At 69.4% G+C, this 25,124-nt stretch carries 11 protein-coding genes; 5 read left to right on the forward strand and 6 right to left on the reverse strand.

The window, feature by feature from the left end; all coding sequences use genetic code 11:
- Positions 1–44: 44 nt before the first annotated feature.
- Positions 45–917: a 1,4-dihydroxy-2-naphthoate polyprenyltransferase gene (locus tag LQD00_RS18330; protein WP_232718574.1), complete on the reverse strand. Its 873-nt coding sequence runs from the start codon at positions 915–917 to the stop codon at positions 45–47.
- A 145-nt stretch (positions 918–1,062) separates the two neighbouring features.
- Here LQD00_RS18330 and LQD00_RS18335 point away from each other — a divergent pair, with 145 nt between their 5' ends.
- Positions 1,063–1,938: a type IV toxin-antitoxin system AbiEi family antitoxin domain-containing protein gene (locus LQD00_RS18335; RefSeq protein WP_232718575.1), complete on the forward strand. Its 876-nt coding sequence runs from the start codon at positions 1,063–1,065 to the stop codon at positions 1,936–1,938.
- Between the two features lie 47 nt (positions 1,939–1,985).
- Here LQD00_RS18335 and menE read toward each other — a convergent pair whose 3' ends face one another.
- The 5 genes from menE to LQD00_RS18360 form a co-directional block, all read right to left on the reverse strand.
- Positions 1,986–3,101 (reverse strand): o-succinylbenzoate--CoA ligase, encoded by a 1,116-nt coding sequence (menE, locus tag LQD00_RS18340; protein WP_232718578.1) that lies wholly within the window; start codon positions 3,099–3,101, stop codon positions 1,986–1,988.
- Positions 3,102–3,142: 41 nt separating this feature from the next.
- Positions 3,143–3,475: a DUF3349 domain-containing protein gene (locus LQD00_RS18345; protein WP_232718580.1), complete on the reverse strand. Its 333-nt coding sequence runs from the start codon at positions 3,473–3,475 to the stop codon at positions 3,143–3,145.
- Between the two features lie 130 nt (positions 3,476–3,605).
- A complete protein-coding gene (locus LQD00_RS18350) occupies positions 3,606–3,914 on the reverse strand; it encodes a DUF3349 domain-containing protein (RefSeq protein ID WP_154884238.1) in 309 nt (102 codons plus the stop codon).
- 57 nt (positions 3,915–3,971) lie between these two features.
- Positions 3,972–4,250, reverse strand: coding sequence for a hypothetical protein (locus LQD00_RS18355; protein WP_232718582.1), 279 nt, complete (start codon positions 4,248–4,250; stop codon positions 3,972–3,974).
- Positions 4,251–4,296: 46 nt separating this feature from the next.
- The gene (locus LQD00_RS18360; RefSeq protein ID WP_232718584.1) at positions 4,297–5,529 is read right to left on the reverse strand and encodes an inorganic phosphate transporter; all 1,233 of its coding nucleotides are present in this window, start codon (positions 5,527–5,529) and stop codon (positions 4,297–4,299) included.
- Between the two features lie 195 nt (positions 5,530–5,724).
- On the opposite strand from LQD00_RS18360, the gene LQD00_RS18365 reads away from it, so the two are divergent.
- The 4 genes from LQD00_RS18365 to LQD00_RS18380 all read left to right on the forward strand — a co-directional run bounded on the left by LQD00_RS18365 (position 5,725) and on the right by LQD00_RS18380 (position 25,095).
- On the forward strand, positions 5,725–6,789 hold the full coding sequence (locus LQD00_RS18365) for an LLM class F420-dependent oxidoreductase (protein ID WP_232718585.1): 1,065 nt from the start codon (positions 5,725–5,727) through the stop codon (positions 6,787–6,789).
- Positions 6,790–7,949: 1,160 nt separating this feature from the next.
- Positions 7,950–22,727: a non-ribosomal peptide synthetase gene (locus tag LQD00_RS18370; RefSeq protein WP_232718593.1), complete on the forward strand. Its 14,778-nt coding sequence runs from the start codon at positions 7,950–7,952 to the stop codon at positions 22,725–22,727.
- Positions 22,721–23,332 carry a low molecular weight protein-tyrosine-phosphatase gene (locus tag LQD00_RS18375; RefSeq protein WP_232718595.1) on the forward strand — a complete coding sequence of 204 codons (612 nt, stop codon included), beginning with the start codon at positions 22,721–22,723 and terminating at the stop codon, positions 23,330–23,332. Before LQD00_RS18370 ends, LQD00_RS18375 begins: the two co-directional genes overlap by 7 nt.
- Positions 23,329–25,095 (forward strand): DUF4012 domain-containing protein, encoded by a 1,767-nt coding sequence (locus LQD00_RS18380; protein WP_232718597.1) that lies wholly within the window; start codon positions 23,329–23,331, stop codon positions 25,093–25,095. The genes LQD00_RS18375 and LQD00_RS18380 overlap by 4 nt, the downstream gene beginning before the upstream one ends.
- Positions 25,096–25,124 lie beyond the last annotated feature (29 nt).

Consider the following 25,124-nt stretch of genomic DNA (forward strand, 5'->3'; position numbering starts at 1 on the left):
CCCGCCCCCGGAATCCGATTCCGGGGGCGGGGTTGTCGTCATTTCTAAGAGGTCAGCGTCAACGCGACCGCGGTGACGACCGCCCATGCGAGCATCGCCTTGCCGGTCGTCCCGATCGACGGGACCAACGCCGGCCCCTGCGCCCCGGTGCGGACCGGCGTGTACGCCTGCCACAGCAGCGGGAAGGTCAACAGCCCGACGAGTGCCCACGGGGTCGCGAAGGCCAGCGCCACGCTCATCACGAGCGGGGTCATGAGCAGGACAGCGAACAGGATTCGGGTGCGGGCGTCGCCGAGTCGAACGGCGAGGGTGATCTTGCCGCTCTCGGTATCGGTGGGGATGTCGCGCAGGTTGTTGACGACCAGCACGCTGCACGAGACGGCGCCCACGCCCACGGCACAGGCGAGGCCGACCAGGTCGATGCGGTCCGACACCACGAACTGGGTACCGAGTACCGCGACCAGTCCGAAGAACACGAACACCGCGACCTCGCCCCAGCCCGCATAACCGTAGGGCCGCTTGCCGCCGGTGTAGAACCAGGCACCCGCGATGCAGACCGCGCCCACCACGACCAGCCACCAGGCGGTGGCGATCGCCAGCACGAGACCGCACACCGCGCCGATGCCGAAGCAGATGAATGCTGCCGCCTTCACCGAACCCGGCGACGCCACGCCCGAGCCGACGAGGCGCAGCGGGCCGACACGGTCATCGTCGGTGCCGCGCACACCGTCGGAGTAGTCGTTCGCGAAGTTCACGCCGATGATGAATGCCATCGCCACGGCCAGCGCGAGCACGGCCTTCCACCACGAGATCCCGCCGTGATGAAGCGCCGCTCCGACGCCGGCCACGACGGGCGCCACGGCGTTGGGGAGAGTCCTCGGGCGTGCGCCCTGAATCCACTGCGATGCGGTTGCCACGGATCGATCCTGCCACGCCGCCGGATAGCGGCCGACCGCCCCTGCAGATGTCGCGCATCGTTGCGCCGTGCGGCACGATCCGCGACATCTACACGCGGACACAATCGGCCGGAACCGCATCGACCTGCGATTACGTCTAATCGAAGTGCGTACCCCACCCAAACTGCGAGCCCTCGCCCTCGAACACGACGGTGTCATCACCGCCGCCGACGCACGAGAGCACGGACTGGATCGCTCGGCGGTGCGGCGACGCGTGGCCGCAGGTGAATGGGTCGCGGTCCGCCCTCGGCTGTATCGGCTGGCGGATCACCCCGTCACCGACCGCACCACCGACCGCATCGCAACACTGTCGGTCGGGCCGTCGGCGATCCTGTCGGGACTGGCGGCGGCCTGGTGGCACGGCATCGTCGACGACCCGCCCGAGACGATCACCGTCACCGCTCCCCGCGGACGGCACGGCCCAGCGATCAAGGGCGTGCAGATACTCAACCGGTCCCTCGACGACGCAGATGTCCTCATCCGAGGAGATCTGCGGGTCACCGGGATTGCGTTGTCCGCGCTCGAAGGAGCCGTCGAACAGGGGGCCGGGGTGATTGACTCGGCGCTGCAACAGCGTCGGATCAGCGTCGAACGACTGGAAGAGGCGTACCGGCGCAGGCACCGCTGTGTCGGCGCGGCGGAGATGGGTCCGATGATCGAGTTGCTGGAGTCGGGTGCACGGTCGGCCGCGGAGCGTCTCGCGGTGACGATCCTCGACGACGCGGCGATCGGCGGCTGGGTCGCCAACCATCCCAGTTGCGGGTACGAGATCGACCTCGCGTTCACCGCGCAGATGGTGGCGGTGGAACTCGACGGCTTCGCCTTCCATCGGGACGCCGACACGTTCCAGAGCGACCGCACCCGACGGAACGCATTGATCGCGGCCGGCTGGACGGTTCTCAACTTCACCTGGACCGACCTGACGGAGAGGGCCGGCTACGTCACGTCGACGATCCGTCAAGCGATCAGCGTCGCCGCCTGAAACCAGATGTCGCGAAACGTGTTGTGGTCCGACACGATCCGCGACATCTACGAAGAGAAGCGTCGACGCAGCTCGCGGCGGTCGGGCTTACCCGGACCCCGCAGCGGCAGTTCGTCGATCTCGAGAACCTCGCGCGGCGCCGCATACCGGCCGAGGCGCTCGGCGACCGAACCCCGAATCCGGTTGGCGTCGAGCTGTTTTCCGCGTCGTGCGACGACCACCGCGACAATCTTCTCGCCGAGCCGGTCGTCGGGAAGTCCGACGACGACACATTCGGCGACCGCCGGGTCCTCGACGACAACCGCCTCGACCACCTGCGGCACGACGGTGAGCCCGCCGGTGGAGATCGCCTCGTCGGCGCGGCCGACGATCGACAGCACACCGTTGGCGTCGAGGCGGCCGAGATCGTCGGTGCGGAACCAGCCGGCCTCGGCGAAAGCGGGATGATCGGGAAGGTTGCGGTACCCGTGCGCCACCATCGGGCCGCCGAGGACGACGCGTCCCACACCGTCCGGCGACGGCTCGTCGATGCGGATGGAGACGCCGTCGAGCGGGATACCGTCGTAGACACAACCGCCGGCGGTCTCGCTCATCCCGTAGGTGCGGACGATGGGGAGCCCCTCGTTGACGGCCCGGCGCAACAGGGGAGCAGGGGTCGCCGCACCGCCGACGAGGAGTCCGTCGGCGGCTCGCAACGCGGTGGTCGCGCGCGGGGAGTCGAGGACCTTGATCAGCTGCGTCGGTACGAGTGACGTGTAGCGCCGGGGCCCGTCCAGCCGGTCGAGCGCGTCGGCGAACTCGTCGGCGTCGAAGCCGGCGGCCAGATCGAGGACGGTGGGGGTGTGTCCGGATGCGAAGGCCCGCAACAGGACCTGGAGGCCGGCGATGTGATGCGGAGCGAGAGCCAGGAGCCAGTTACCGGGTCCGCCGAGGCGTTTCGCGGTGGCCTGCGCCGACGCGGCCAGCGTCGTCGGGGTGTGTTGCGCCCCTTTCGGTACGCCGGTCGACCCCGACGTGGAGACCACGAGCGAGACATCGTCGGCGATCGGCTTACCCACCGACAGCGCGTCGCTCAGAAGCGCTGTCTCACGGGCGTCCTCGGGGGTGGGGACGATCGCGACCGAACCGTCGAGCACGGCGAGCAGCTCGTCGCGTCGGTCCACGACCTCCGGTCGAGCGGGAAGCGACAGGGCACGCAGGGTTCTCAGGACTCGTCCCGATTCGTGTCGGCCGGATCGGGGCCGTCGAACGGCCAGCCCGACGATTCCAGGTGTCGGCGCACCCGGGCGATGTCGTCCTCGTGTGGCAGCTCGCGGGTGACCTTGGTGATGGCCACGGCCGCGTCGATCTGGGAGATCGGCTCGGGCGGCGGCGGCGACTGCCGGATCAGCCGCGACGACACCTCCTGCACCTCGTCCTCACTGAGCTGCCGGCGCAGGAGGGCGACGAGTGGGATGTAGTCGCCCTGGGGCACGCCGTCGGGATATCCGGTGCGCAGCCATTCGATGATGCGGTAGAGCAACTGTGGGCGGTCCACTCCTCACCCCCTTTCTTCGACGGGACGCAGGTGCGTCCGGTGCGGTGCGGTGACGCTCATGCGTCCCACTCAGCGTGATTGTAGGTTTCGATGTGCTGCTGTCGGTCCTCGGTGTCGGCGCAGCGCTGTGTCAGGGGCGGCTGGGCAGCAGTGGCCAGCCGACGGCGGCCAGACGTCCGGCGACCTGGTTGACCTCTTCGGGTGTCGGGGGTGCGCTGGTGACCCGCTTGATGGCGTCGTGGATCTGCTGCTCGCTCACCGGTTCCCGGGGGCCGTACTCCTTGACCAATTGCATCGCGACGGCGGTGACCTGCTCGTCGGTCAGCACGCGCGTGAGAAGCGCCATCAGGGGCGGGAAGTCGGTGCGCGAGACACCTTGGGGATAGCCCTTGCGAATCCAATTGATCACGGATTCGAAGAGCGGGGTTTCACTGCTCATGGCTGATCGCGTCTCCGGCTCTTGCCTATCTGGGACAGGTGTGTACCCGGGTGGGGGTCACTTGTAACCAAACGGGAAGAGCTTGATGCCGGTGTGGAAGTAGAGGGTCTGCCGGGTGATCCACAGGATCGCGGTGATGATGACCAGTGCGACGACGGCGAAGATCGCGTAGCTCAGCACGCGCATCATCGGGTTGCCCTTGACGACCGAACCCTCGACGACCTCGTCGGACCCCTGCTCGTGCACCCGGAGACCGACCGCGAAGAGTGCGGGAAGCCCGGCGCCGAAGATCAGGCCGACGACCAGCACCTTGGCGATCGCCTCGACGATGTCCATCTCAGCTGGATCCTCTCGTGGTCGTGTTGTGGTCGGCTCGTGACGATCAGACGGACCGTGCGGTGTCCGGGGTGGCCCCGGCATCGGTCGGCAGCACCGAGCCGGTGGTGTCGTCCCAATCGGCGTTGACGTTGCCGGCGTCGATCTTGTTCTGCTGGGCGCGCCGGTACATGTAGGCAGACGCCGCGACGAGGAGGCCGAAGATCGCCACTGCGCCTGCGACGTTGCCGAGCAGATTGGCGATGTAGAAGGACGCCGCGCCGACGAGTCCGGCGGCGGGAAGAGTGGTGATCCATGCCACGGCCATCCGGCCGGCGACACCCCAGCGGACCTGTGCGCCGCGCCTGCCGACCCCGGAGCCGAGGATCGAACCGGTGGCGACCTGCGTGGTGGACAGTGCCATCCCGGCTGCGCTGGAGGTCAGGATGATGGCCGCAGACGAGGCCTCGGCGGCCATGCCCTGCGGGGAGCTGATCTCCACCAAGCCTTTTCCGAGGGTGCGGATGATGCGCCAGCCGCCCAGATAGGTGCCGACCGCGATCGCGGCGGCACAGCTCGCGACGATCCACAGGGGGAGTCCGTGGCTGACGGTCGAGGCGTCGAGATGTCCGGTGACGATCAGGGCCATCGCGATGACGCCCATGGTCTTCTGTGCGTCGCCGGTGCCGTGGGCGAGCGAGACCAGTGAGGCGCTGGCGATCTGGCCGTATCGGAAGCCCTGTTCCTTGCGGCTCTCGGCGAGGTGACGGGTGATCGTGAACACGAGCCAGGTTCCGCATGCGGCGACGACGCAGGCGATCACCGGGGCGAGGAGTGCCGGCACGATGATCTTGCCGAACACTCCGTGCCAGTTCACTCCGGAGAGTCCGATGGCGGCGATCCCGGAACCGATGAGCCCACCGAACAAGGCGTGTGAGGAACTCGACGGCAGGCCGAAGAGCCAGGTGAAGAGGTTCCAGAGGATGCCGCCGATGAGTCCGGCGAAGATGATCAGCAGCGCGGTCGTCGGGGTGATACCTGCGACGATCTCGCCGGCGTCGGCGCCGGAGGTCTGCTGGATGTTGAGGACTTCTTTGGTGATGGTGGCGGCGACCTCGACCGAGAGGAAGGCGCCTACGAGGTTGAGGATGGCGGAGAGCCCGACCGCGACTTTCGGTTTCAGAGCGCCGGTGGCGATCGACGTTGCCATGGCGTTGCCGGTGTCGTGGAAGCCGTTGGTGAAATCGAAGCCGAGGGCCGTGATCACCAACAGCACCAGGATCAGCATTTCGCCGCTCATGGTTTTCATGATGAGGGCTGGGCTTCGAATTTCCTAAACGTCTCGGCACGGTTTCGTGGGATTTGCTCGTCTCTTCGGCGTGTCGCACACGTTTTCGCAGTTCAGGGCCGGTGTGTCATCCGTCGCTTTCCGGGGCGATCGAACGCTCGGCCAACCATGGTGAAACCGACGGTCGCTGTGGAAGAATCCGACGCCATGACATCGATGAAGCTGGGCATGCCGATCAACTACGCGGGCGACTTCCGCGAGACCATCAACAACCTCGCCGACTTCGAGGCTGCGGGTGTCGAGCGGATCGCGGTGCCGGAGGCCTACAGCTTCGACGCGGTCTCCCAGCTCGGCTTCATCGCCGCGAAGACCGAGAAGATGGAACTGCAGACCGCGATCCTGCCCATGTACTCGCGCACCCCCACCAACCTCGCGATGACCGCCGCCGGTCTGGACTACATCAGCGGCGGCCGTGCGGTGCTCGGCATCGGGGCTTCGGGACCGCAGGTCATCGAGGGCTTCCACGGCGTCAAGTACGACTACCCGCTGGGCCGCGCCCGTGAGCACGCGGAGATCTGCCGCATGGTCTGGCGCCGCGAGAAGCTGAACTACCAGGGCAAGCACTACACCCTCCCGCTCGACGAGGAGCACGGCGGTTCGGGACTCGGCAAGTCGCTGAAGATCATCAACCACCCGGTCCGCGACAACATCCCGCTGCTGCTAGCCGCCATCGGCCCCAAGAACATCGAGCTGGCCGCGGAGATGTTCGACGAGCTGCAGCCGATCCTGTTCCACCCGGAGCAGATCGACGCCGCCTTCGGTGAGTCCCTGGCCGCCGGTAAGGCCAAGCGCGACCCGTCGCTCGGCGAGCTGGGCATCGTGGTGCAGGCGACCGCGCGGGTCTCCGACGACGCCGAGCAGATCAACAACGCCAAAGAACTCGTCCGTCACCACGCCGCGCTGTACATCGGCGGCATGGGTGCCCGCGGCAAGAACTTCTACAACCAGCTCGCCATCCGGTACGGCTACGTCGAGGAGGCGAAGCTCATCCAGGACCTCTACCTCGACGGCAAGAAGGTCGAGGCCGCCGCGGCGATCCCCGAGGACCTCGTGAATGCCATGTCGCTGATCGGTTCCAAGTCGGAGGTCGCCGAGCGCGTCGCCGCGTTCCGTGCGGCAGGCGTCACCTGCATCTTGGCCTCGCCCACCGCGCCGACCCACTCCGAGCGGGTGGCCGAGGTCGAGGCGCTGCGCGACATCTTCAACGGCTGATCGCCTCTTCCCGCGGGGGATCTCAGTCAACCCGGTACGGCGGCCTTTCCGAGGCCGCCGTACCGGTATGCATGGACCGCACCCCGGCGACAGGGGTGACGGGTTGCGCGGGTATCCGCAGAGTCTCCGGTGGGGGTCTCCAATTCTGTTGCGCGCCAGGCTGATACGTCCACACCGTCGGCGTGGTCGTCACAAACCCTGCGTCCGAGCGCAATTGGCGTCGCATATCGCGATCGGGTGCATCCGCAGATGGTGAATCAGTCGAACGAGCGAGCTTTTTCTGCTCGACGCCGACCTGGTGCGAAAAGAGGGTGCCCCTATTCTCGAGGCGAATGCGAATCGCCGGGGCGGCGCATTCCGCACCGCGCGGTGGAATCGCTCTCGAGTCGGGGGCCCGTTCCGGTCGACCATTGAGACATCGACCAGGTCGGTGTCCTTCGAGCGGATGACAGGCTTATGCCCGAGTTTCGCATCAGTTCGCGGCGAATCCGAGAAAGTGAATTTGAGGAAGCCGTGAATTCCCTTCCCGTTACCCCTCTGATTGCCGGCTGGGCGATTCGAGGGCATTCACGGGCCGCCCATTCGATAACCGGTGCCCCCGAGTTGTGGGGCTCCGACCCGTCCCATAGTCTCTTGGTATCCGCGCGGCGCTGAACGGTATTCGCGCAGCACACGCCGGTGTGACAGTCGTCATAAAAGGCGGTCGTACGCTCGGACGATGCCACTGGCGGCAGCGATCGGCGACGATGTCCCGGGGTCAGCGGCTGCTGGAGAAAACGGTGCCGACGGAATCCGATGTGCCGCGTGGATGCGGCCGGTTCTGGCGTACAGGTGACAGCAGTCGGACGTGACGAGGACGGCGCATGGTGAGTGGTGAGGCAGGGCGTTGAATTCCACCGTGTCGAATTCCGGCAAGTCGAATCCGCCGGCGGAGAATCCGATGTCGGCGGGAGTTCATCCCGAAGAATCCAATCACGCCGCGTCTTTCTCGCGCCTCGCCTCCCCTTTCGGGAAATCGGGATCCGCTGATTTGTTGTCGCGGATTCGTGAGTGCGGAAATTCGGTGGCGGGGACGCACCGTCGGTCGGGGGGATCAGACGGTCGGCACGCCACATGAGCTCATGGTCCCACGGACCGGGTGAGCGCCTGGCGGGCCGACCATGAGTCACCCGACCCCGCCTCCCGGGACTCCCGCTGCCGGAATCGCTCGACGGTTCCGGCTCAACGCCGCGCAGCGCGCCCTGTGGTTCACGCAGCAGGCAGCGCCCGAGGTGCCGATCAACATCGCGCAGTACGTCGAGATCGACGGGCCGATCGACGTTGAACTCTTCCTCCGGGTGACGAGCGAGGTGGTGCGTCGGGCCCAGTTCACGCAGATCCGTTTCGAGGACACCGACGACGGACTGGTGGGCATCTACGATCCCTCGCTGCATTACTGGGCCGATGTCATCGATCTCCGAGATCGCCCCGACCCACACGCGGCCGCCGAGGCGATCATGCGCGAGGACTGCGCCCGGCCACTGGATCCGCGCGTCGACCGCACCGCGCGCGGCTGCCTGTTCCGGCTCGGGGACGAGAAGTTCTACGTCTACAACCGCGGGCATCACATGCTCTCCGACGGTGTGGGTGGCAAGGACCGCATGGTCGAGGCCCTCGCGGCGTACCACGCCGCGGTCACCGGGAACGCGCTCCCGCCCGCCAAACCGGTGGATCTCGATCTGCCCGCACGTGCCGACGACGAGTATCGCGCGTCGCGACGTTTCGAGACAGACCGTGCCCACTGGCGACAGGCCATGGCCGGGGTGGGAATCCCCGCGTCCCTAGCGCATCGGCGCGGAGAACCCGAAGCCGTCTCGCGGCGAGTCGTCGCACCGGTGGACACCGGCACGATGGACCTTCTCCGGCGCGCGGCCGAAGAGCGTTCGACGATCCTGCCGAACATCATCGTCGCCGCGTTCTCGGCCTACCTGGCCCGGGCCGCCGCAGACGGCGACGAGGTGATCTTCCAGTTCCCGGTCGCCGCCCGAACCACCGCGGCGCTCCGCTCGACCCCGATGCCGGTCGCCAACGTCGTTCCTCTGCGCACCGGCGTGGCGGGAGGGGCGTCGGTCACCGAGGCGCTGACCACCACGCAGACGGCGCTTCTCGGCGCGCTGCGACACCAGCGCTACCGCGGCGAGGACATCTGGGCCGACGTCGCCGCCGACGAGACCAGCGGGCGAGTGCGCCGGACCGCGGCACAGGAACGTTCGGGACCGATGCTCAATCTGATGCTCTTCCAACGGGAATTCCCCTGCGGCGAGGCGCGCGGCACCTTCCACGTCGTCACGGTCGGTCCGGCCGAGGACCTGTCGGTCAACATCTTCCCGGTCGCCGGCGAGCAGCGGGACTCGGTGCTCATGGTCGGGGTCGAGGCCAACCCGAACCGATACGACGACGCCGAGGTCGCCGAGCACCATCGACAGTTCCTCGCGATGCTGCGGACGTTCGCCGACGCGCTGCTACACGCTCCGGACACCCGCATCGACGATCTCCCACTGGCGAATCCGGTTGCCGTGGTCAACGGCCCGGCCGTGACGTCCCGTCCCGGGACGGTCCCCGAGGCGCTCGCGTCCGCGGTTGCGCGCCATGCACATTCGCCGGTCATCGACGGGACGCGTGTCCCTGAACTCACGTTCGGGCAGTTGCACCGGCGCGCCCTCGACCTCGCCGCGCGACTCCGTACCGCCGGTGCGGTTCCCGGCACGACGGTGGCCGTGTCGCTCCCACCGGGCGCAGACCGGCTCACCGCGTGGTGGGCGGTCGCGGTGAGCGGGGCGGCCATCTTGCTGCTCGACCCGCACACTCCGGGAGACGGCTTATCGGACCTGATGGAGACCACGCGTCCCGTCCTCGTCATCGCCGGGCCCGAGGGCGTGGCCGCGTCGATTCCCGGTCCGCGTGTTCTGACCCTCGCCGAACTGGACCGCCTGGAGGCGTCCGCGGTGCCGGCGCCCCGTCCCGCACCGGGTGACATCGCCTGCCGTCTCGCGATCACCGACAACGGCTCCGGCCTGGGCACACTCGCGGTGCCCCAGCGCGCGTTCGCCGCTCTGCTCGCGAACGGCGTGTTCGACGCCGCGGCAACCGATCTCGAGTACGGCCGGTTGTTCTTCGGTGCGCCCGCGGCGTCCTCGGCGGCCCATCTGGAGATCATCGCCGCGGCCGCGCACGGCCTCCGACTCGTGGTGCCCGGCCCCGACACCGCAGCCGTCACGCATGTGATCGCCACACCGGGAGACGTACCCGGACTCGGAGCGCAGGGGCCGATGACCTCGCTCCTGGTCGCCGGCGGGGACATCGCACCGGCGGCGCTGGTCCGTCTCGCCTTCGGTCGCGAGGTGTCCGCGCCGTACTGTCCGCGCGGTGCGTTCGGCCCGGTGACGTCGAGCCGCCGGATCGGCCGCGACGCAGCCGTCGATCACCGACTGCCCAGTGGCGCTCCGCGTCCGGCCACCGGGATCGCGATCCTCGACCGGCTGCTACGGCCGGTCCCGGTGGGGGTCACGGGTGACGTCTACGTCAGCGGGCCGCAGGTGGCGACGTCCATCGCCGGCGACCCGGTCCGTACCGCATCGGCCTTCGTGGCGTGTCCCTGGGAGCCGGGCGTCACCATGCTCCACACCGGGGATCGCGGCCACTTCGACCCGGGCACGGGCATGCTGGTCGTCGACCACCACGCCGAGGATGTCGTCACCCTCGACGGTGTCCGAATCGATCTCGCGGCGCTCGACCGGGCGGCGGGGCAAATTCCAGGCGTCGGGTACGCGGTGTCGGTGGTGGCCGAGAACGCCCTCGACATCGGGATCGTGTGCGACGCCGCCGATCCGGACCGCTCACGGGTTCGGGCCGCGGTCCGCCGGCGCGTCGACGAGGAGGTGCCGGCCTCGACCCGGCCCCGCCGCGTCGTGATCCTCGACGAGTTGCCCACGGACGCAACCGGAAACCTCGACCGGCGGGCGGCGGCGCGGCTGATCGCCGCGACTCCCGAGGTGGAGACCCGCCACCGGGCGCCGGCCAACCCTACCGAGGTGGCGGTTGCCGAGGCGGTGACCGAGATACTCGGGGTCGGGAATCCGTCGATGGACGACGAGCTCGTCCGATTGGGCGCCACCTCACTGGGATTCATGCAACTCGCGACCCACCTCGGGAGCACTCTGCGCGTAGTCGTCGACATGCGCGAACTGGCGACGGTGACGACGCTCGCCGAACTCGCGTCGGTCATCAAGGCCGCCTCTCCGAGACGGATGACGTCCACCGACGGTGCCGTCTCCTATCGCCCGACCCGCCCCCAGCAGGAGATCTGGCTGCTGAACCGGGCCGCCCCACGTGCGACCGTCTATCACCTGCCGGTGCGGCTCACACTCGCCGAGCAGATCACCGCCGACGCGGCGCGGAAGGCGTTGATCGACGTGGCCATCCGGCACGAGGCACTGCGGACGGTCTACCCGGAGGTCGACGGGGGACCCGTCGCGCAGGTACGCGGTACGGCCGAATCAGCCGCTGCCGCACCGATCACCAGTGCCACCCTGGACACCGCGGGTGTCGATCTCGCGGTGTCCGCTCCGTTCGACCTGCGCACCGAGGTCCCGTGGCGGGCGGTGCTCGACGAGACGCGGGAGGCCGTCGAACTGGTCCTCGTCGCCCACCACATCGCCGTCGACGAGTGGTCGTTGCACATCGTGCTGGAAGATTTCGCGCGCGCGGTGCGCTCACGGGCAGCCGGCGCGGAGCCCGCCTGGGAGACCGAGTCGGTCGCCTTCAGTGCGGTCCTGGACGCGCGAGCCGCCGGTACCTCGACGACAACCGCTGCGGCAGAGGTCTTCTGGACCCGGTACCTGAGAGACGCGCCCGAGCGTCTCGCTCTACCTGAACCCGCGGTGAGCGATCCGGCGGGCCCCGGACTCACCGCCGGGCTGGCGGTCCACGAGTGTCGACGGATCGACCGGGCGGCCACGGCAGCCGCGTCCGCGCAGGCTCGAGAGTCCGGCACCACCGTCAACACGCTGCTGTGCGTGGCACTCTCGGCGGTGCTCGCCGAGTACACCGACTCCGACGACGTCGTGATGTCGATGCCGGTGTCGGGCCGATTCACCAGCGAGGAACTCCGCCCGGTCGGCATGTTCGTCGAGACGGTGCCGGTGCGCGTGACCGGTGTCCGCGAGGCGGCTGTCGCCGACGCGCTCACGGTCGCCGGGAGAGACCTCGGCACCGCTGTCTCGCTGGCGGACTCCGGTCCGACCGGTCTGTCGGACGTCATCTTCGCCTACCACGCGTCGGCGCCCGATCTCATCGCGTCGACGGTGTTCGCCGGCGGCGAGACGCTGCGGACCCCCGACGCGCGAACCGCGTTGGAATTCACCGTGATCGACGACGGGAACGGGTTGTCGGTCACCTTGACGGTCGCCGAGCGGCGCGTGGACGTGGTGGCGGCCCGTCGAATCCTCGACCGGTTCGTCGAGGCCGTGGCAGCCCTGGGGTACGCGGCGCCGGAACAGACCGTCGCCGACTGCCTGTCGCCGGGAACGGTCGCCGACCCGGGCACTCGCCGGACCGACTGCATCGATCCCATACCGGCGCTCCTGAAGCACGCCGACGCGCATCCCGAGGCGCCCGCGGTCCACGACGGCGACATGACACTCGACTACCGAACCCTCGTCGACCGTGCCCGCGCACTCGCCACGCGTCTGGAGGACTCCGGCGTGCGCCCCGGCGACCGAGTGGCCCTACTCATGGACCGTCGCGCCGACACCGTGGTCGCGATCGTCGCGACCCTCCTGGCCGACGCGGTCTACGTCCCGATCGACCCGGACCTCCCACCGGCGCGTATCGACCTGATCATGGAAGGGACCGCCCCGGCCGCGATCGTCGACAATCGGCTCGAGGTGTCGGACGGCCCCGGTCGTCAACGCGCACAGCCGATCCCGGGTGCCGCCTACGTCATCCACACCTCCGGCTCCACCGGGATGCCGAAGGCCGTGGTGGTGACCCGGCAGAACCTGGCCGCACTGATGGGGGCGGGACTCGACGTCATCGACGCCTCCCCGCGAGACGTCTGGGCCTGGGTGCACTCGTACGCCTTCGACTTTTCGGTGTGGGAGATCCTCGGTGCGTTCGCCTCCGGCGGCAGCGTCGTCGTGGTGGACCGGCCGACGGTCCGGGACCCGCGGGCACTCGCCGAGACGATCGACCGGTACGGGATCACGATCCTCTCGCAGACCCCGACCGCGTTCAGCGGGATCGTCGATCTCGCAGGTGCTCCCGTGCCACCGGCACTTCCGTCCCTGCGGGCCGTCGTCTTCGGGGGTGAGACCCTCGCGCCGAACACGTTGCGCGCCTGGGCCACCGATCATCCCGCCACCCGGCTGGTCAACATGTACGGCATCACCGAGACGACCGTCGTCCTGACCGCTGCCGACGTCGACCCCGATGACGAACGCAGCATCATCGGCACACCGTTCGACGGCGTCGGGTGGATGGTCCTGGACCGGCGGCTACGACCGGTGCCGACCGGTGCGGCCGGCGAGCTGTACCTCGTCGGAGAACAGGTCGCACCCGGCTACCTCAACGCTCCCGGCCTCACCGCGACGCGATTCGTCGCCGACCCCTCGGGGAGCGGCCGTCGGATGTACCGCACCGGCGACCGCGTCCGCGAGGTCGCACCCGGCCGCCTGGCCTACCTCGGTCGCAACGACGACCAGGTCCAGATCCGCGGTCACCGGGTCGAACTCGGCGAGATCGTCTCGACCCTGCGTGCTGTTCCCGGCGTGGGCGACGCACGCGTCCTGGTACGACCGGGTCGCCGGGCGGGCGATGAACAGGTGCTGGCCTTCGTGACCGAGGACGGCCTCGCCGACTTCGACGTCCTCGACGACCTCGACGAGGCGACGATCCTGGCCGCCTGCGCCGCCCGTCTACCGGGGCACGCCGTGCCCGCCCGCGTCGCGATCGTCGACGGCTGGCCGATGACCCGGACCGGAAAGATCGACCGCGACAAACTCGTCGCGACCATCACCGACACCGCCCCACCGGTCGGACGGGTCCTCGGTCCGGTCGAGGAGACCGTGGCGTCGGCGATCCGCGCGGTCGTCGGAGAGGACGCCGGTCATCTCGGCGCCGACACGAACTTCTTCGCAGCAGGAGGCACCTCGCTCTCGGCCGCACGCCTGGCCGCCACCCTCGCCGGGACGGGTTACCGGGTGGAGGTGTCCGACGTCTTCGAGAATCCGACCGTCACCGAACTGGCGGCGCGGATCGCCGCTCCGCGAACCCCACCCCTTCCGTCGTGGGCGCCCCTCCTCGCCGACGACATCGACATCCCCGCCGATCTGCCGCTCACACCGGAACAGATGGACGTGTGGTTGCGGTGGCGGACCGAGCCCGAGTTCACCGGTTACCTCCTGCCGGTGGCCCTGCCGATCGACGCGAGCCCCGTCGATGTGCGACGCGCCCTGGCCGCGATCGTGATCCGACACGACGCTCTGAGTACCGGATTCCCTCTGCGAGAAGGGGTCCCGGTGCAACATCGATGGGACGACACCGACGTCCTCGACCACCTGGAACGGGAACTCGGTCTCGGAGTCGACCCGACACCGGACGTGACTTCCGTCCTCGCCTCGATGGCCACGCCGATCGACCTCGCCGCCTCGCTTCCCTGGCGGGTCCGGATCGTCGAGATCGATGGCACGACCTGGCTTCTCGGGGTGATCCACCACATCGCCGCCGACGGAGAATCTTTCGCGATCCTGGCCGGTGAACTCGACACGGCCCTCGCCGGTGCGACCCTGCCCACGAGCGGAACCGACTATCGGCGGTACTCCATGTGGCGTGCCGAGACGCTCGATGCGAGGCGCGCGGAACTCACCGCGTTCTGGCGGGACGCGTTCACCCAACCGGTCGAGCAGCTCCGCCTACCCGAGATGAACCTGCAGGCGGAATCGGTTGCCCCGGCGGGGGAGACGATCGTGCACCGCGCGCAGGGCCGCCTGGATGCGGCCGTCACCGCATCGCTCGACGCACTGACCGTGGCGCGGTCGACGACCCCGTTCATCGCCACCCACACCGCGCTGGCCGCGGTCCTGGCGAGGCAGTCGGGTGCCGGGGTGGTGACCGTCGGCACCGCGCTGTCCGGCCGCCTCGACCCCGGCCTCGTCGGCGTGCCCGGCTTGTTCGCGCGTGCGGTGCCGCTGCACACGCCGATCGACCCGGAACTCTCCTTCGCCGACCTGCTGGCACGGGTGACCTCGGTGGACCTGGGCGCCTTCGCCCACGCCGACCTGCCCCTCACCGAGATCGCCGAGATCGCCGACCCCGGTCGCGCCGGCGCCGGAACCCCGCTGTTCGAGGTGTCCTTCGGCGCGGTGCCGGATGCGATCGTCGAATGGGCGAAAACCGAGTTCCCGTCCGGTGCGTCCGGTGACGCGGCGTCGGGCGTCCTGGGGATGCCGCTGTTCGGCATCGACGTCTCGATGTACCGGCACGACGGGGCACTGCACGTGACGATGTCCTGCACCGAGACGGTCGCCACCGCGGACCGCCTGAAAGCGCTGTGCGACCTCGTCGTCGACACCCTGCGACGCGGCGTGCTGGCCCCCGACGAGCCGGTTCTCACCCTGATGAGCCCGGCGGACGAAGAGGCGATCAGCCCGGAGTTCGGACCGGAGACCTTCGACGCGCTGTTCACCTCATATGACGCCGCAACCTCGTCTGATGTTGCGATCGTCGATTCTCACCACCGCGTACCGGGATTCGGGACCGAGATCGCCGCTCACGACGTAGATCGATTGTCGACTCATCTGGCGCGCGTACTGATCGCACGGGGTGTCGGTGCGGGCGACGTCGTCGTCGAACTGCTCCCGAGGTCGGTGTTCGGGGTGATCGCGACCGCCGCGATCGCCCGCGCGGGTGCGGCTTTCGTCAACATCGATCCCGCCGACCCGGCCGAACGCCGGAACCTCGTCCTCGACCGATGCCGACCGGCCCTGATGCTCTCTCTCGGTGACACCGACACCGCGAACATCGGCACAGGGGGAATCGGCACAGGGGGAACCGATGTCGAGGTGCTCGCCCTCGACGAGGTGCTCGCCGAACTGCCTGAGGTGGTACCGCCTTTCGACGACGCGGAACGAGTACGGGCGGTGACGCCGGACGACGTCGCCTACATCACCTTCACCTCCGGGACGACCGGCGTGCCGAAGGGCGTCGCGGTCACCCATCGTGGTCTCTCCGGGTGGGCCCGCGACACCGCCCGGCGCCTGGACCTGACGTCCGGCGACCGTGTCCTGCACACGTACGCAACCGGTTTCGACGCCCACCTGATGGGTGTTCTGCCGCCGCGGATCGCCGGCGCGACGCTGATCATGTGCCCGCCGGATGTCATCGCGGCCGACGATCTCGCCCACCTCGTCGCAGACACCGGGGTGACCGTTCTGCTCACCACCCCGTCGGTGCTGGCCACCCTGCGACCCGACGACCTGCCGCACGTCCGGCACGTCGCCGTGGGCGGCGAACCGCTCGGTGCGGGTCTCGTCCGCGAGTGGACCCGCACCGCGACGCTCAGCAACGAATACGGCCCGACCGAGGCGACCGTCGCGGTCAGCAGTGCGCGCTACACCGGTCCCATCAGAGGTGCGGTGCACATCGGGCGCCCGCTCGACGGTGTGACCATGCACGTCCTCGATGCGAGGCTGCGTCCTGTTCCGGACCACACCGTGGGGGAACTCTATCTCTCCGGGAACTGTCTGGCGCGTGGATATCTCGGCGACCCGCGCACAACCGCGACCGCCTTCGTCGCCGGTCCGCACGGCGAGCGCATGTACCGCACCGGGGATCTGGTCCACCGGCGCGGCGACGGCACCTTCGTGATCCACGGCCGGACCGACGACCAGGTGAAGATCCGCGGTGTGCGCCTCGAACCCGGCGAGATCGATGCGGCGCTGTCCCGGCTGCCCGGCATCGCCACCTCCGTCACCGCGGCCCGCACCACCGCAGCGGGCGAGAAGGTACTGGTCTCGTGGGTGGTCGGCGAGCCCGGTGTCGAGATACGTACCGACGACCTTGCACCACAACTGGCACATGTGCTGCCGCGCACCATGATCCCCGGTGCGTTCGTCGAGGTCGACGACCTGCCGATCGGACGCAACGGCAAGATCGACGTGACCTCCCTGCCCGAACCGGACTTCGGCGCGACCGGAGTCCGTGGTCCGGCGACGACCGGTCGCGCCCCGGCGGGGGAGACGGAACTGCTCATCGCATCGGTGTGGGCGGAGGTGCTCGACCGCCCCGTCGAGAGCTTCGACGCCGATTCGGACTTCTTCGCCGACGGCGGCACCTCCCTGTCGGCGACACAGGTCACCTCGAGGCTCTCCGCGTCCACCGGCGCCGACATCGCGGCGCGTGTGCTGTTCGAGGCGCGGACGATGGCCGAACTCGCCCGCCGCGTCAACGACCTGGTCTCACCGACCTCCGGACCCGTCGCGGCCCCGCTGCCGGCGCCGGCGCGACTTCCCGTTCCCGATCCGTTGCCACTGGCATACCCGCAGCGGCGCATGTGGATTCACCATCACGTCGATCCGACATCGACCGCGTACCACGTTCCCGTGTTGATGCGGATCCGCGGTCGCGTCGACCTCGCCCGACTGCGCAAGGCCGTCGACGAGGTCGTGGGCGCGCACCCCGTGCTCCGCACGGTGTACCCGGATTCGCCGGCCGGGCCGATCCAGCGACGGATCGAACACCGAAGCCCCGTGCTGGCACACCATCTCGTGGAGGTCGGCGACGAGGACGTCGAGATCGCGGTCCGTCGGCAGGTGACGGAGTACCTGCGCACACCGTTCGACCTCGAGAACGAGCCCGGATTCCGCGCGGCCGTCTTTGAGGTGGAGACGTCTGACGACGCCATCGACGACACCGACCTCTACCTCGCGGCGGTCCTCCACCACATCACCATCGACGGCTGGTCCATCCGTGTGCTGCTCGCCGACCTGATGCGGGCCTACGAGGGTGAGCGACTGGCGGTGGCGGCCGACGAGGCGTTCACCTACGCCGACTTCACCCAGTGGCAGATCGCACGCCTCGGTGACGCCGCCGATGGCGACAGCCTTTTCGCGCACCAGATCCGTTACTGGACAGATACTCTCGCCGATGCGCCGGAACCGCTCCGGTTGCCCGGTCATCGCGACCCCGATGCCGCGGGCGTCACCGGTCGTATCGGTGCCTCCGTGCCGGCCCCCGCGATCCACCAGACCGCGAAGGCGCTGTCGGCCACGGTCTTCCAGGTCGCGCACGCAGCTCTCTCGGCGACTCTCGGCCAGCTGACCGGACAGTGGGATGTCCTGGTCGGCGTGCCGGTGCACGGGCGCTCGGCCCCCGAATGGGAGTCGGTCGTGGGCATGTTCGTCAACACGGTCGCGCTGCGCACCCGACTCCGGCCGGACACCCCGGTTCGCGAAGCGGTGGAACAGGTCCGCGACGTCGCACTCGCGGCGCTGGCGCACGGCGACGTCCCCTACGAGGATGTTGTGCAGGCGGTCCGGCCCGCGGCTCGGCACGGCGGCGATCCGCTGATCTCGGTGCTGCTCGTCAGCCAGGAGGTCGTGCCGCAGGCTTCCGGAGTGGTCCCACTGGCAGGCGCGGTGGCCTCGCTGGTCACCGAGGCGACGTCGACCGTCGACGCGAAGTACGACATCGAGGTGGTCCTCGCCGAGAGCGACGACGAACTGCATGTCACGCTGGTGCACTCCGGCCAGATCCCGGACGAGGTGGCTCGGCTGCTGCTCGACGACTACACCACCCTGCTGCGCGGTGTGGGCGACGTCGGGCAGCCGTTCCCGGTCGTGGCCTCGACCGTGGGCGCACCCGAGATCCCCACGCGCGATTCCGGCGAATCCTCCTCGTATGAGCGTGAACCCGCCGATCCGGAGCTCGTCGCGCAGGTCCGCACGATCATGGCCGAGGTGCTCGAGGTCCCGGTGGACGCGATTCCGGAATCCGCCGACTTCTTCGCTCTCGGCGGCACCTCGCTGTCGGCCACCCGGGTGACCTCGGCCCTGGGCCGCCACCTCGGTGTCCGGGTGCCGACGCGGGTGCTGTTCGAGCACCCGACACCTGCCGGCCTCGCCGTCGCGGTTCCCACGCCGGCCGTCGACGCCGTGCAAGACCTCGCCGATTCTCGTGCGGTCGACGATCCGGACGACCGGGTCACGGAGATCCCACTCGCACCGACGCAACGCCGCATGTGGGTGGGCGCGCAGATGTTGGGCCAGGTCCCGATCTACTCGGTTCCCGTCGTCGTCGGTGTCCCGCCCGGACTCACGACGGCCGAGGTGATCGCCGCACTGGACGCCCTCGTCGACCGGCACACCGCGCTGCGCACCCGCTACCTGGCCACGCCCGACGGTCCGCGGCAGCGAGTCGTCGACGGATGGCGGCCGCCGGTACGGCACCTCGACTCGACCGCGCTCACCGGCACGGCCATCGCCGATCAGTTCTCCACTCCCTTCGATCTCGCCGGGGAACCGCCCGTGCGGACCTGGCTGCTGACGGAGAACGGCGTCGACACCGCCCCGGTCGCGGTGGTCCTCGTCGCCCACCACATCGCGATGGACGGCGAATCCGCAGCCATCGTCGAACGGGAACTCGCCGCGCTCCTGGCCGGCGAGTCCCTGGACCGGGAACCGGTCGGCTTCGACGTCCTCGCGCGCCGGATGGTCGCCGAGGAGCAGAGCTCACACGCCGAACTGCACGACTACTGGCGGCAGGCCCTCGATGGTTACAGCGGGGAACTCGACCTCGCCGACCACCGTCCGCCCGACCGCGATCTCCGTACCTCGGTGATCGAGTTCCCGATCGACGAGGCTGTCGCCCGGTCCATCTCGACGGCCGCGCGACGCGCGCAGGCCAGCGACTTCCATCTCCTGCACGCCGCGACCGCACTAGCCCTCGCGACGCAGGCCGGCGTCGACGACATCGCCGTGGCGACCCCGGCCTCGATGCGCCGCGACGCGGACAGTGCGGGCACGGTCGGCATGCTGATCTCGACGGTGGTCCTTCGTACGCGGTTGACCGCCGGGATGACGGTCGGCGGCCTCATCGAGACCGTCCGTGACACGGACCTCGCCGCTCTCGACCACGCGGCCATCGCCTTCGACGACGTCGTCGCACTCGTCGATCCGCCGCGCATCCCCGGACGTCACCCGCTCGTCCAGGTCGCCTTCTCGGTGGTCGACTCCACCGGCGGAGCGCCGGGTCCCGTCACCGCGGACGCACCGCATACCGCGATGGATTCGCACAGCGAGTTCGACGTGCACATCGTCGCGGTCCGTTCCGAGGGCAACTGGCGGTTGCAGCTCCATCACGCGCGGGATCTGTTCGAGGAGGGCGTGATCCGCGGACTGGGTGAGCGTCTGGTGGCGGCCGTCGCCGCGGTGACCGACGACCCCGCACGTCGGATCGCCGCCGTCGAACCTCTCACCGCGGCCGAACGCGAATTCCTCACCGGCCGTGCACATGCCGCCGCGCCGACCGGGACCGAACCACTGCTCGCCGACCTGTTCACCGGGACGGTGGCCACGCACGGCGATCGTCCGGCGATCACCGACGGCACGCGATCCCTCACCTACCGCGAACTCGACGCCTGGGTGTCGAAGACGGCGCGTGCCCTGCGTGCGCGCGGCCTCGACGCGGGCGACGCGGTTGCGGTGGTCGTCCCGCGCTCCATCGAATCGGTGGTCGCCATCTGGGCGGTGAGCCGCATCGGCGGGGTGTGCGTCCCCGTCGACGTCACCTACCCGGCGGCGCGTATCGAGCACGTCGTCGCCGGAGCACGGGCGACGGCCATCGGTCCGGAGGACATCCCCCCGCGACCGGCCGAACCCGTTGCCTCGGAACCGGTCGCGCGTGTCTCACCGGACTCCCTGGCGTATGTCATCACGACCTCGGGCACCACCGGCACCCCCAACATCGTCGGCGTCACCCATCGCGGCGTGCATCGTGTCGCCGGGCTCGGCGACGTGGAATCCGGCGACCGGGTGGGAATGGCGATCAGCCCCGGCTTCGACGCGACGTTCCACGACATGCTGCTGCCACTGGCCTCGGGTGCGACGCTCGTCGTCGTGCCGCCCGAGGTCGTCGGGGGACGCGAACTCGCCGACTTCCTCGACCGCACCGGTGTCAGCGTGTTCACCGCGACCCCGTCGGTGATGCGGACCATGCAGCCGGAATCCATCACCTCGTTGCGACTGGTCTACATCGGCGGCGAGGCGCTGCCGGCCGATCTCGCGTCGGAATGGTCGGAGCGGGCGCAGGTCCGCAACATCTACGGCCCCACCGAGACGACGGTGACGGTGTCCACCAGCGCCTACCGTCCGGGCGAGCCCGTGCGGCTGGGGCATCCGCGGCCCGGGATCGGGGCCGAGGTCCTCGACACCCGACTGCGGCACGTACCGCCCGGCGTGGTGGGCGAACTCTACGTCAGCGGGACCGGCGTCGCCCGTGGCTATCTCGGCGACCGGTCACTGACCGCCGCGACCTTCGTGGCCGGGAGTGACGGGCGTCGACGCTACCGGACGGGCGACCTCGTGCGATGGGATCGCGAGACCGGCGAACTGGTCTTCGTAGGCCGCGCCGACCGCCAGATGAAGATCCGCGGCCAACGCGTCGAACCCGCCGAGATCGACTCCGTCCTCCTGCGCGCCGGGGCCGATCGGTCGGTGACCGTGCTGCGGCCCGGACCGGCCGGACCGGCACTCGTCTCCTACGTGGTCTCACCGGTGCCCGCGGACCGCCTGACCGACGCCTGCCGCGCCCTGCTGCCGCGACACATGGTGCCCGCCCGGATCGTCGAACTGGCCGAACTGCCGCTGAGTGGCGCGGGCAAGATCGACCAGCGACGCCTCCCCGAGCCGGCCTGGTCGGAATCGACCCGCGAACCCGAGACGCGCACGGAGACAACCGTCCGCGACGCCTTCCGGACGGTCCTCGACGAACACGGCGTCGGCATGGACGACGACTTCTTCGCCCTGGGTGGCAACTCCCTGGCCCTGGTGCAGTTGCGCGACGAACTCACCCGACGCACCTCCGTCACCGTGGACGTCGCAGACCTCTTCACCCACCGCACGCCGGCCGAGGTGGCCCGCGTCGTCGACGCCACGTCCGCGGGGGAGGGAACCGGCGTCGACCACCGCGTCGTGCCGCTGTCGCGGACGGATGGCACCGGACCCGGCGTTCCGGAGTCCGGGGCCCCGACGATCTGGTGCGTGCACACCGCCACCGGGATCGTCGAACCGTTCCGGGCCTTCGGCGCGTCGCTGGATTCGACTGTCGCTTATGGTCTTCAGCTGCCCGAACTCGTCGTCGCCGACCGTGACCTGCCCGGAAGCCTCCCCGAGATCGCGGCCCTGCACGTCGCGGCGGTTCGCAGCCGCCAGCAGTCCGGGCCGTACCGCCTCGTCGGCTGGTCGCTCGGTGGTGTCATCGCACACGAGATGAGCCGACAACTCATCGAGGCCGGCGAGCAGGTCGACGTGCTGATGGTGCTCGACTCGCGGCCGCCCGGCGACCTGCACGAGGGGGCCGACGCGGAACTGCTCGGCGCGGATCATCCGCTCCGAGCCGCGGCCGAGCGACACGACCCGCAGGCGTTGCGGCGCTTCGAGGATCGTTCCCGGGCCCTCGCCGCCGCGGTGCGGTCCTATGAGTTGGGCCCGGTGCCCGTGGATAAGGTCATCTATGTTGCCGCCGATGACAATCCGGATATCGAGAGCTGGGCACGGGCCGTCCGGCCCGGTGCCGGAACGCAGACTCCGGCGGTGGAAGTGATCCCTGCCGGAGTGCCACACGCGCAATTGGGCAATCCCGGCGTGATGCGTCGGCTGGCCAGGAGAATCGAGGAGGAATGGTGACCGGATCCGACCGGGATGCGGGATCGACGGGACTGTCGATTCTGTTCGTCTGCACCGGCAACATCTGCCGCTCGCCGATCGGCGAACGCGTGCTGACCGGGTTGGCCGACCGCATGCGGGCCGACGGGACCGATCTCGTCGTCACCTCGAGCAGTGCCGGCACCGGCGCGCTCAACGGTCAGCCGATCCACCCGCACTCCGCCGCGATTCTCGCCGAACACGGCTACGACGCATCGGGTTTCGAGTCCCGATACCTGCGTCCGCCCATGCTGACGCAGGCCGACATCGTGTTGTGTATGAGCCGCGAGCACCGGGCGGCCGCCCAGCAGATGGCGCCCGCCCGCTGGAAGCGGGTGTTCACCCTCACCGAGTTCGTCTCCCTCGCGGAGACCGGTACCCCGGCGGAGAACGGCACCCTCGCCGCGATCATGGGCGGGCGGGGACGCATCGACCCCAACTCGTCGCTCCTCGACATCGTCGACCCGATGGGCCGTCCGCGTGAGGACTTCGACCGCGTGTTCGGCGAGATCGAGCCGAAGGTCGAGGCCGTGGCCGAGTGGCTGGCGGCACAGCACATCACCGAGACGACAGGGGAGACCCGATGATCCGCCGCATCGCCGGAAACCGGGCGGTCCAGATTCTCGCCCTGATCGTGGTGCTCGTCGCCGCGGTCGCTGCCTGGCTCGCGTACTCGGCACTGAAGGTGAAGGGCGACCTCGAGTCGGTCCGATCCGACGCCTCGCGGGCCCGGACCCTGATGCTCGACGGTGATCAGGCCGGCGCCTCGCAGGCTGCCGCCGCGGCCGCCGACAGCGCTCGGGCCGCCTCCGACCGGTCCCACGGCATCGTGTGGTCGGCCGCGGCCGCCATCCCGGGGATCGGATCGCCGTTGAAGTCGGTGCAGCAGATGAGCGACGCCGTCGAGGCGCTGTCCGCCGACGTGCTCCTCCCGGCCGCGGACCTCGCCGGCGTACTGAACCCGGATCAGCTCCGGACCGGGAACACGGTGAATCTCAAGCTGTTACGTGAGGCGCAGCCCGACCTCGCCAAGGTCGCCGAACGCTCCACCGAGGTGGCCGACGAGGTCGCGTCGATCAACCCGAGTTGGCTCGGCGTCGTCGCCGATGCGAGAACCCAGCTCGCCGAGCAGGTGGACGCGGCCGAGTCCACCCTGGTCGCCACCGACATCGCCGCCCAGCTCATCCCGCCGATGCTGGGCTCCTCGGGGCCGCGCAACTACTTCATGGCCTTCCAGACACCGTCGGAGTCCCGCGGAACCGGCGGACTCGTCGGCGGTTTCGGGTTGCTCAACGCGACCGGCGGACGGGTGACGGTTCCCGAACTGGGTGCCAACTCGGAGTTCCGGGACCCGGCGACACCGAAGATCAACCTGGGCCCCGAGTACGACGCGATCTACTCGTATTACAAGCCCTACACCGACTTCCGGAACGGAAACCTCAGCGCGCACTTCCCCGATGCGGCGAAGATCTGGCTGGCCAACTGGCGGGCCCAGACCGGCCAGAAGCTGGACGGTGCCATCGCCCTCGACCCGATCGCGCTGAAGTACATCCTCGAGGTCGTCGGATCGGTGACGTTGCCCGGCGGGGAGAAGATCACCGCCGACAACGTCGTACCCATCACGCTGTCGACCTCGTACCAGCGGTTCGCCGACGACAACGAGGCCCGAAAGGCATACCTGCAGTCCATCTCCCAGGCGGTGGTCAAGAAACTGATCGCCTCGGGTGGGAGCACCCGAGATCTGCTCGAGGCGCTCGGACGCGGCGTCCACGAGCGTCGGATCATGGTCTACAGCACCACGCCGGCCGAACAGGAGATCCTCGAGACCACCAAGCTCGGGCATCAGATCTCCGACACCGACTCGCCGTATCTGCAGGTGGCGATCGGCAATGCGTCGGGCAGCAAGCTCGACTACTACCTCCGTCGCGAGATCGACTACACCTCAGGCGATTGCAGCGGCGACACCCGCGAGAGCACGATCACGGTAACGCTGACCAACACCCTCGACGAGACCTCCGGGCTCACCGACTACGTCGCCGGCGGTCTGGGCACCGAACTGGCCGTGGACAAGGGCACGAACCTCGCCAACGTGGAGTTCCTCGCCACCAAGGGTGCGGTCCTCAAGGAGATGACCCTCGGCGACGCCGGCGCCTTCTACGTCGAACAGACCCTGCACGGGCGGCCGTACTACTCGACTCGGGTCGGCATCGCGCCGGGACAGAGCGCCACGATCACGCTGAAGATCGACGAGCCGACCGCAGCGGCGGGCGAGGCCGAGGTCCCGGTGCAGCCGTTGGTCGACGACCCGACCGTCACGGTCGACGTGCCCGCGTGCGGGCCGCGAAAGTGACCGTGCCCGCGTGCGGGCCGCGGGAGTGA

The organism is Gordonia metallireducens, assembly GCF_021245825.1.
Classification (GTDB): domain Bacteria; phylum Actinomycetota; class Actinomycetes; order Mycobacteriales; family Mycobacteriaceae; genus Gordonia; species Gordonia namibiensis.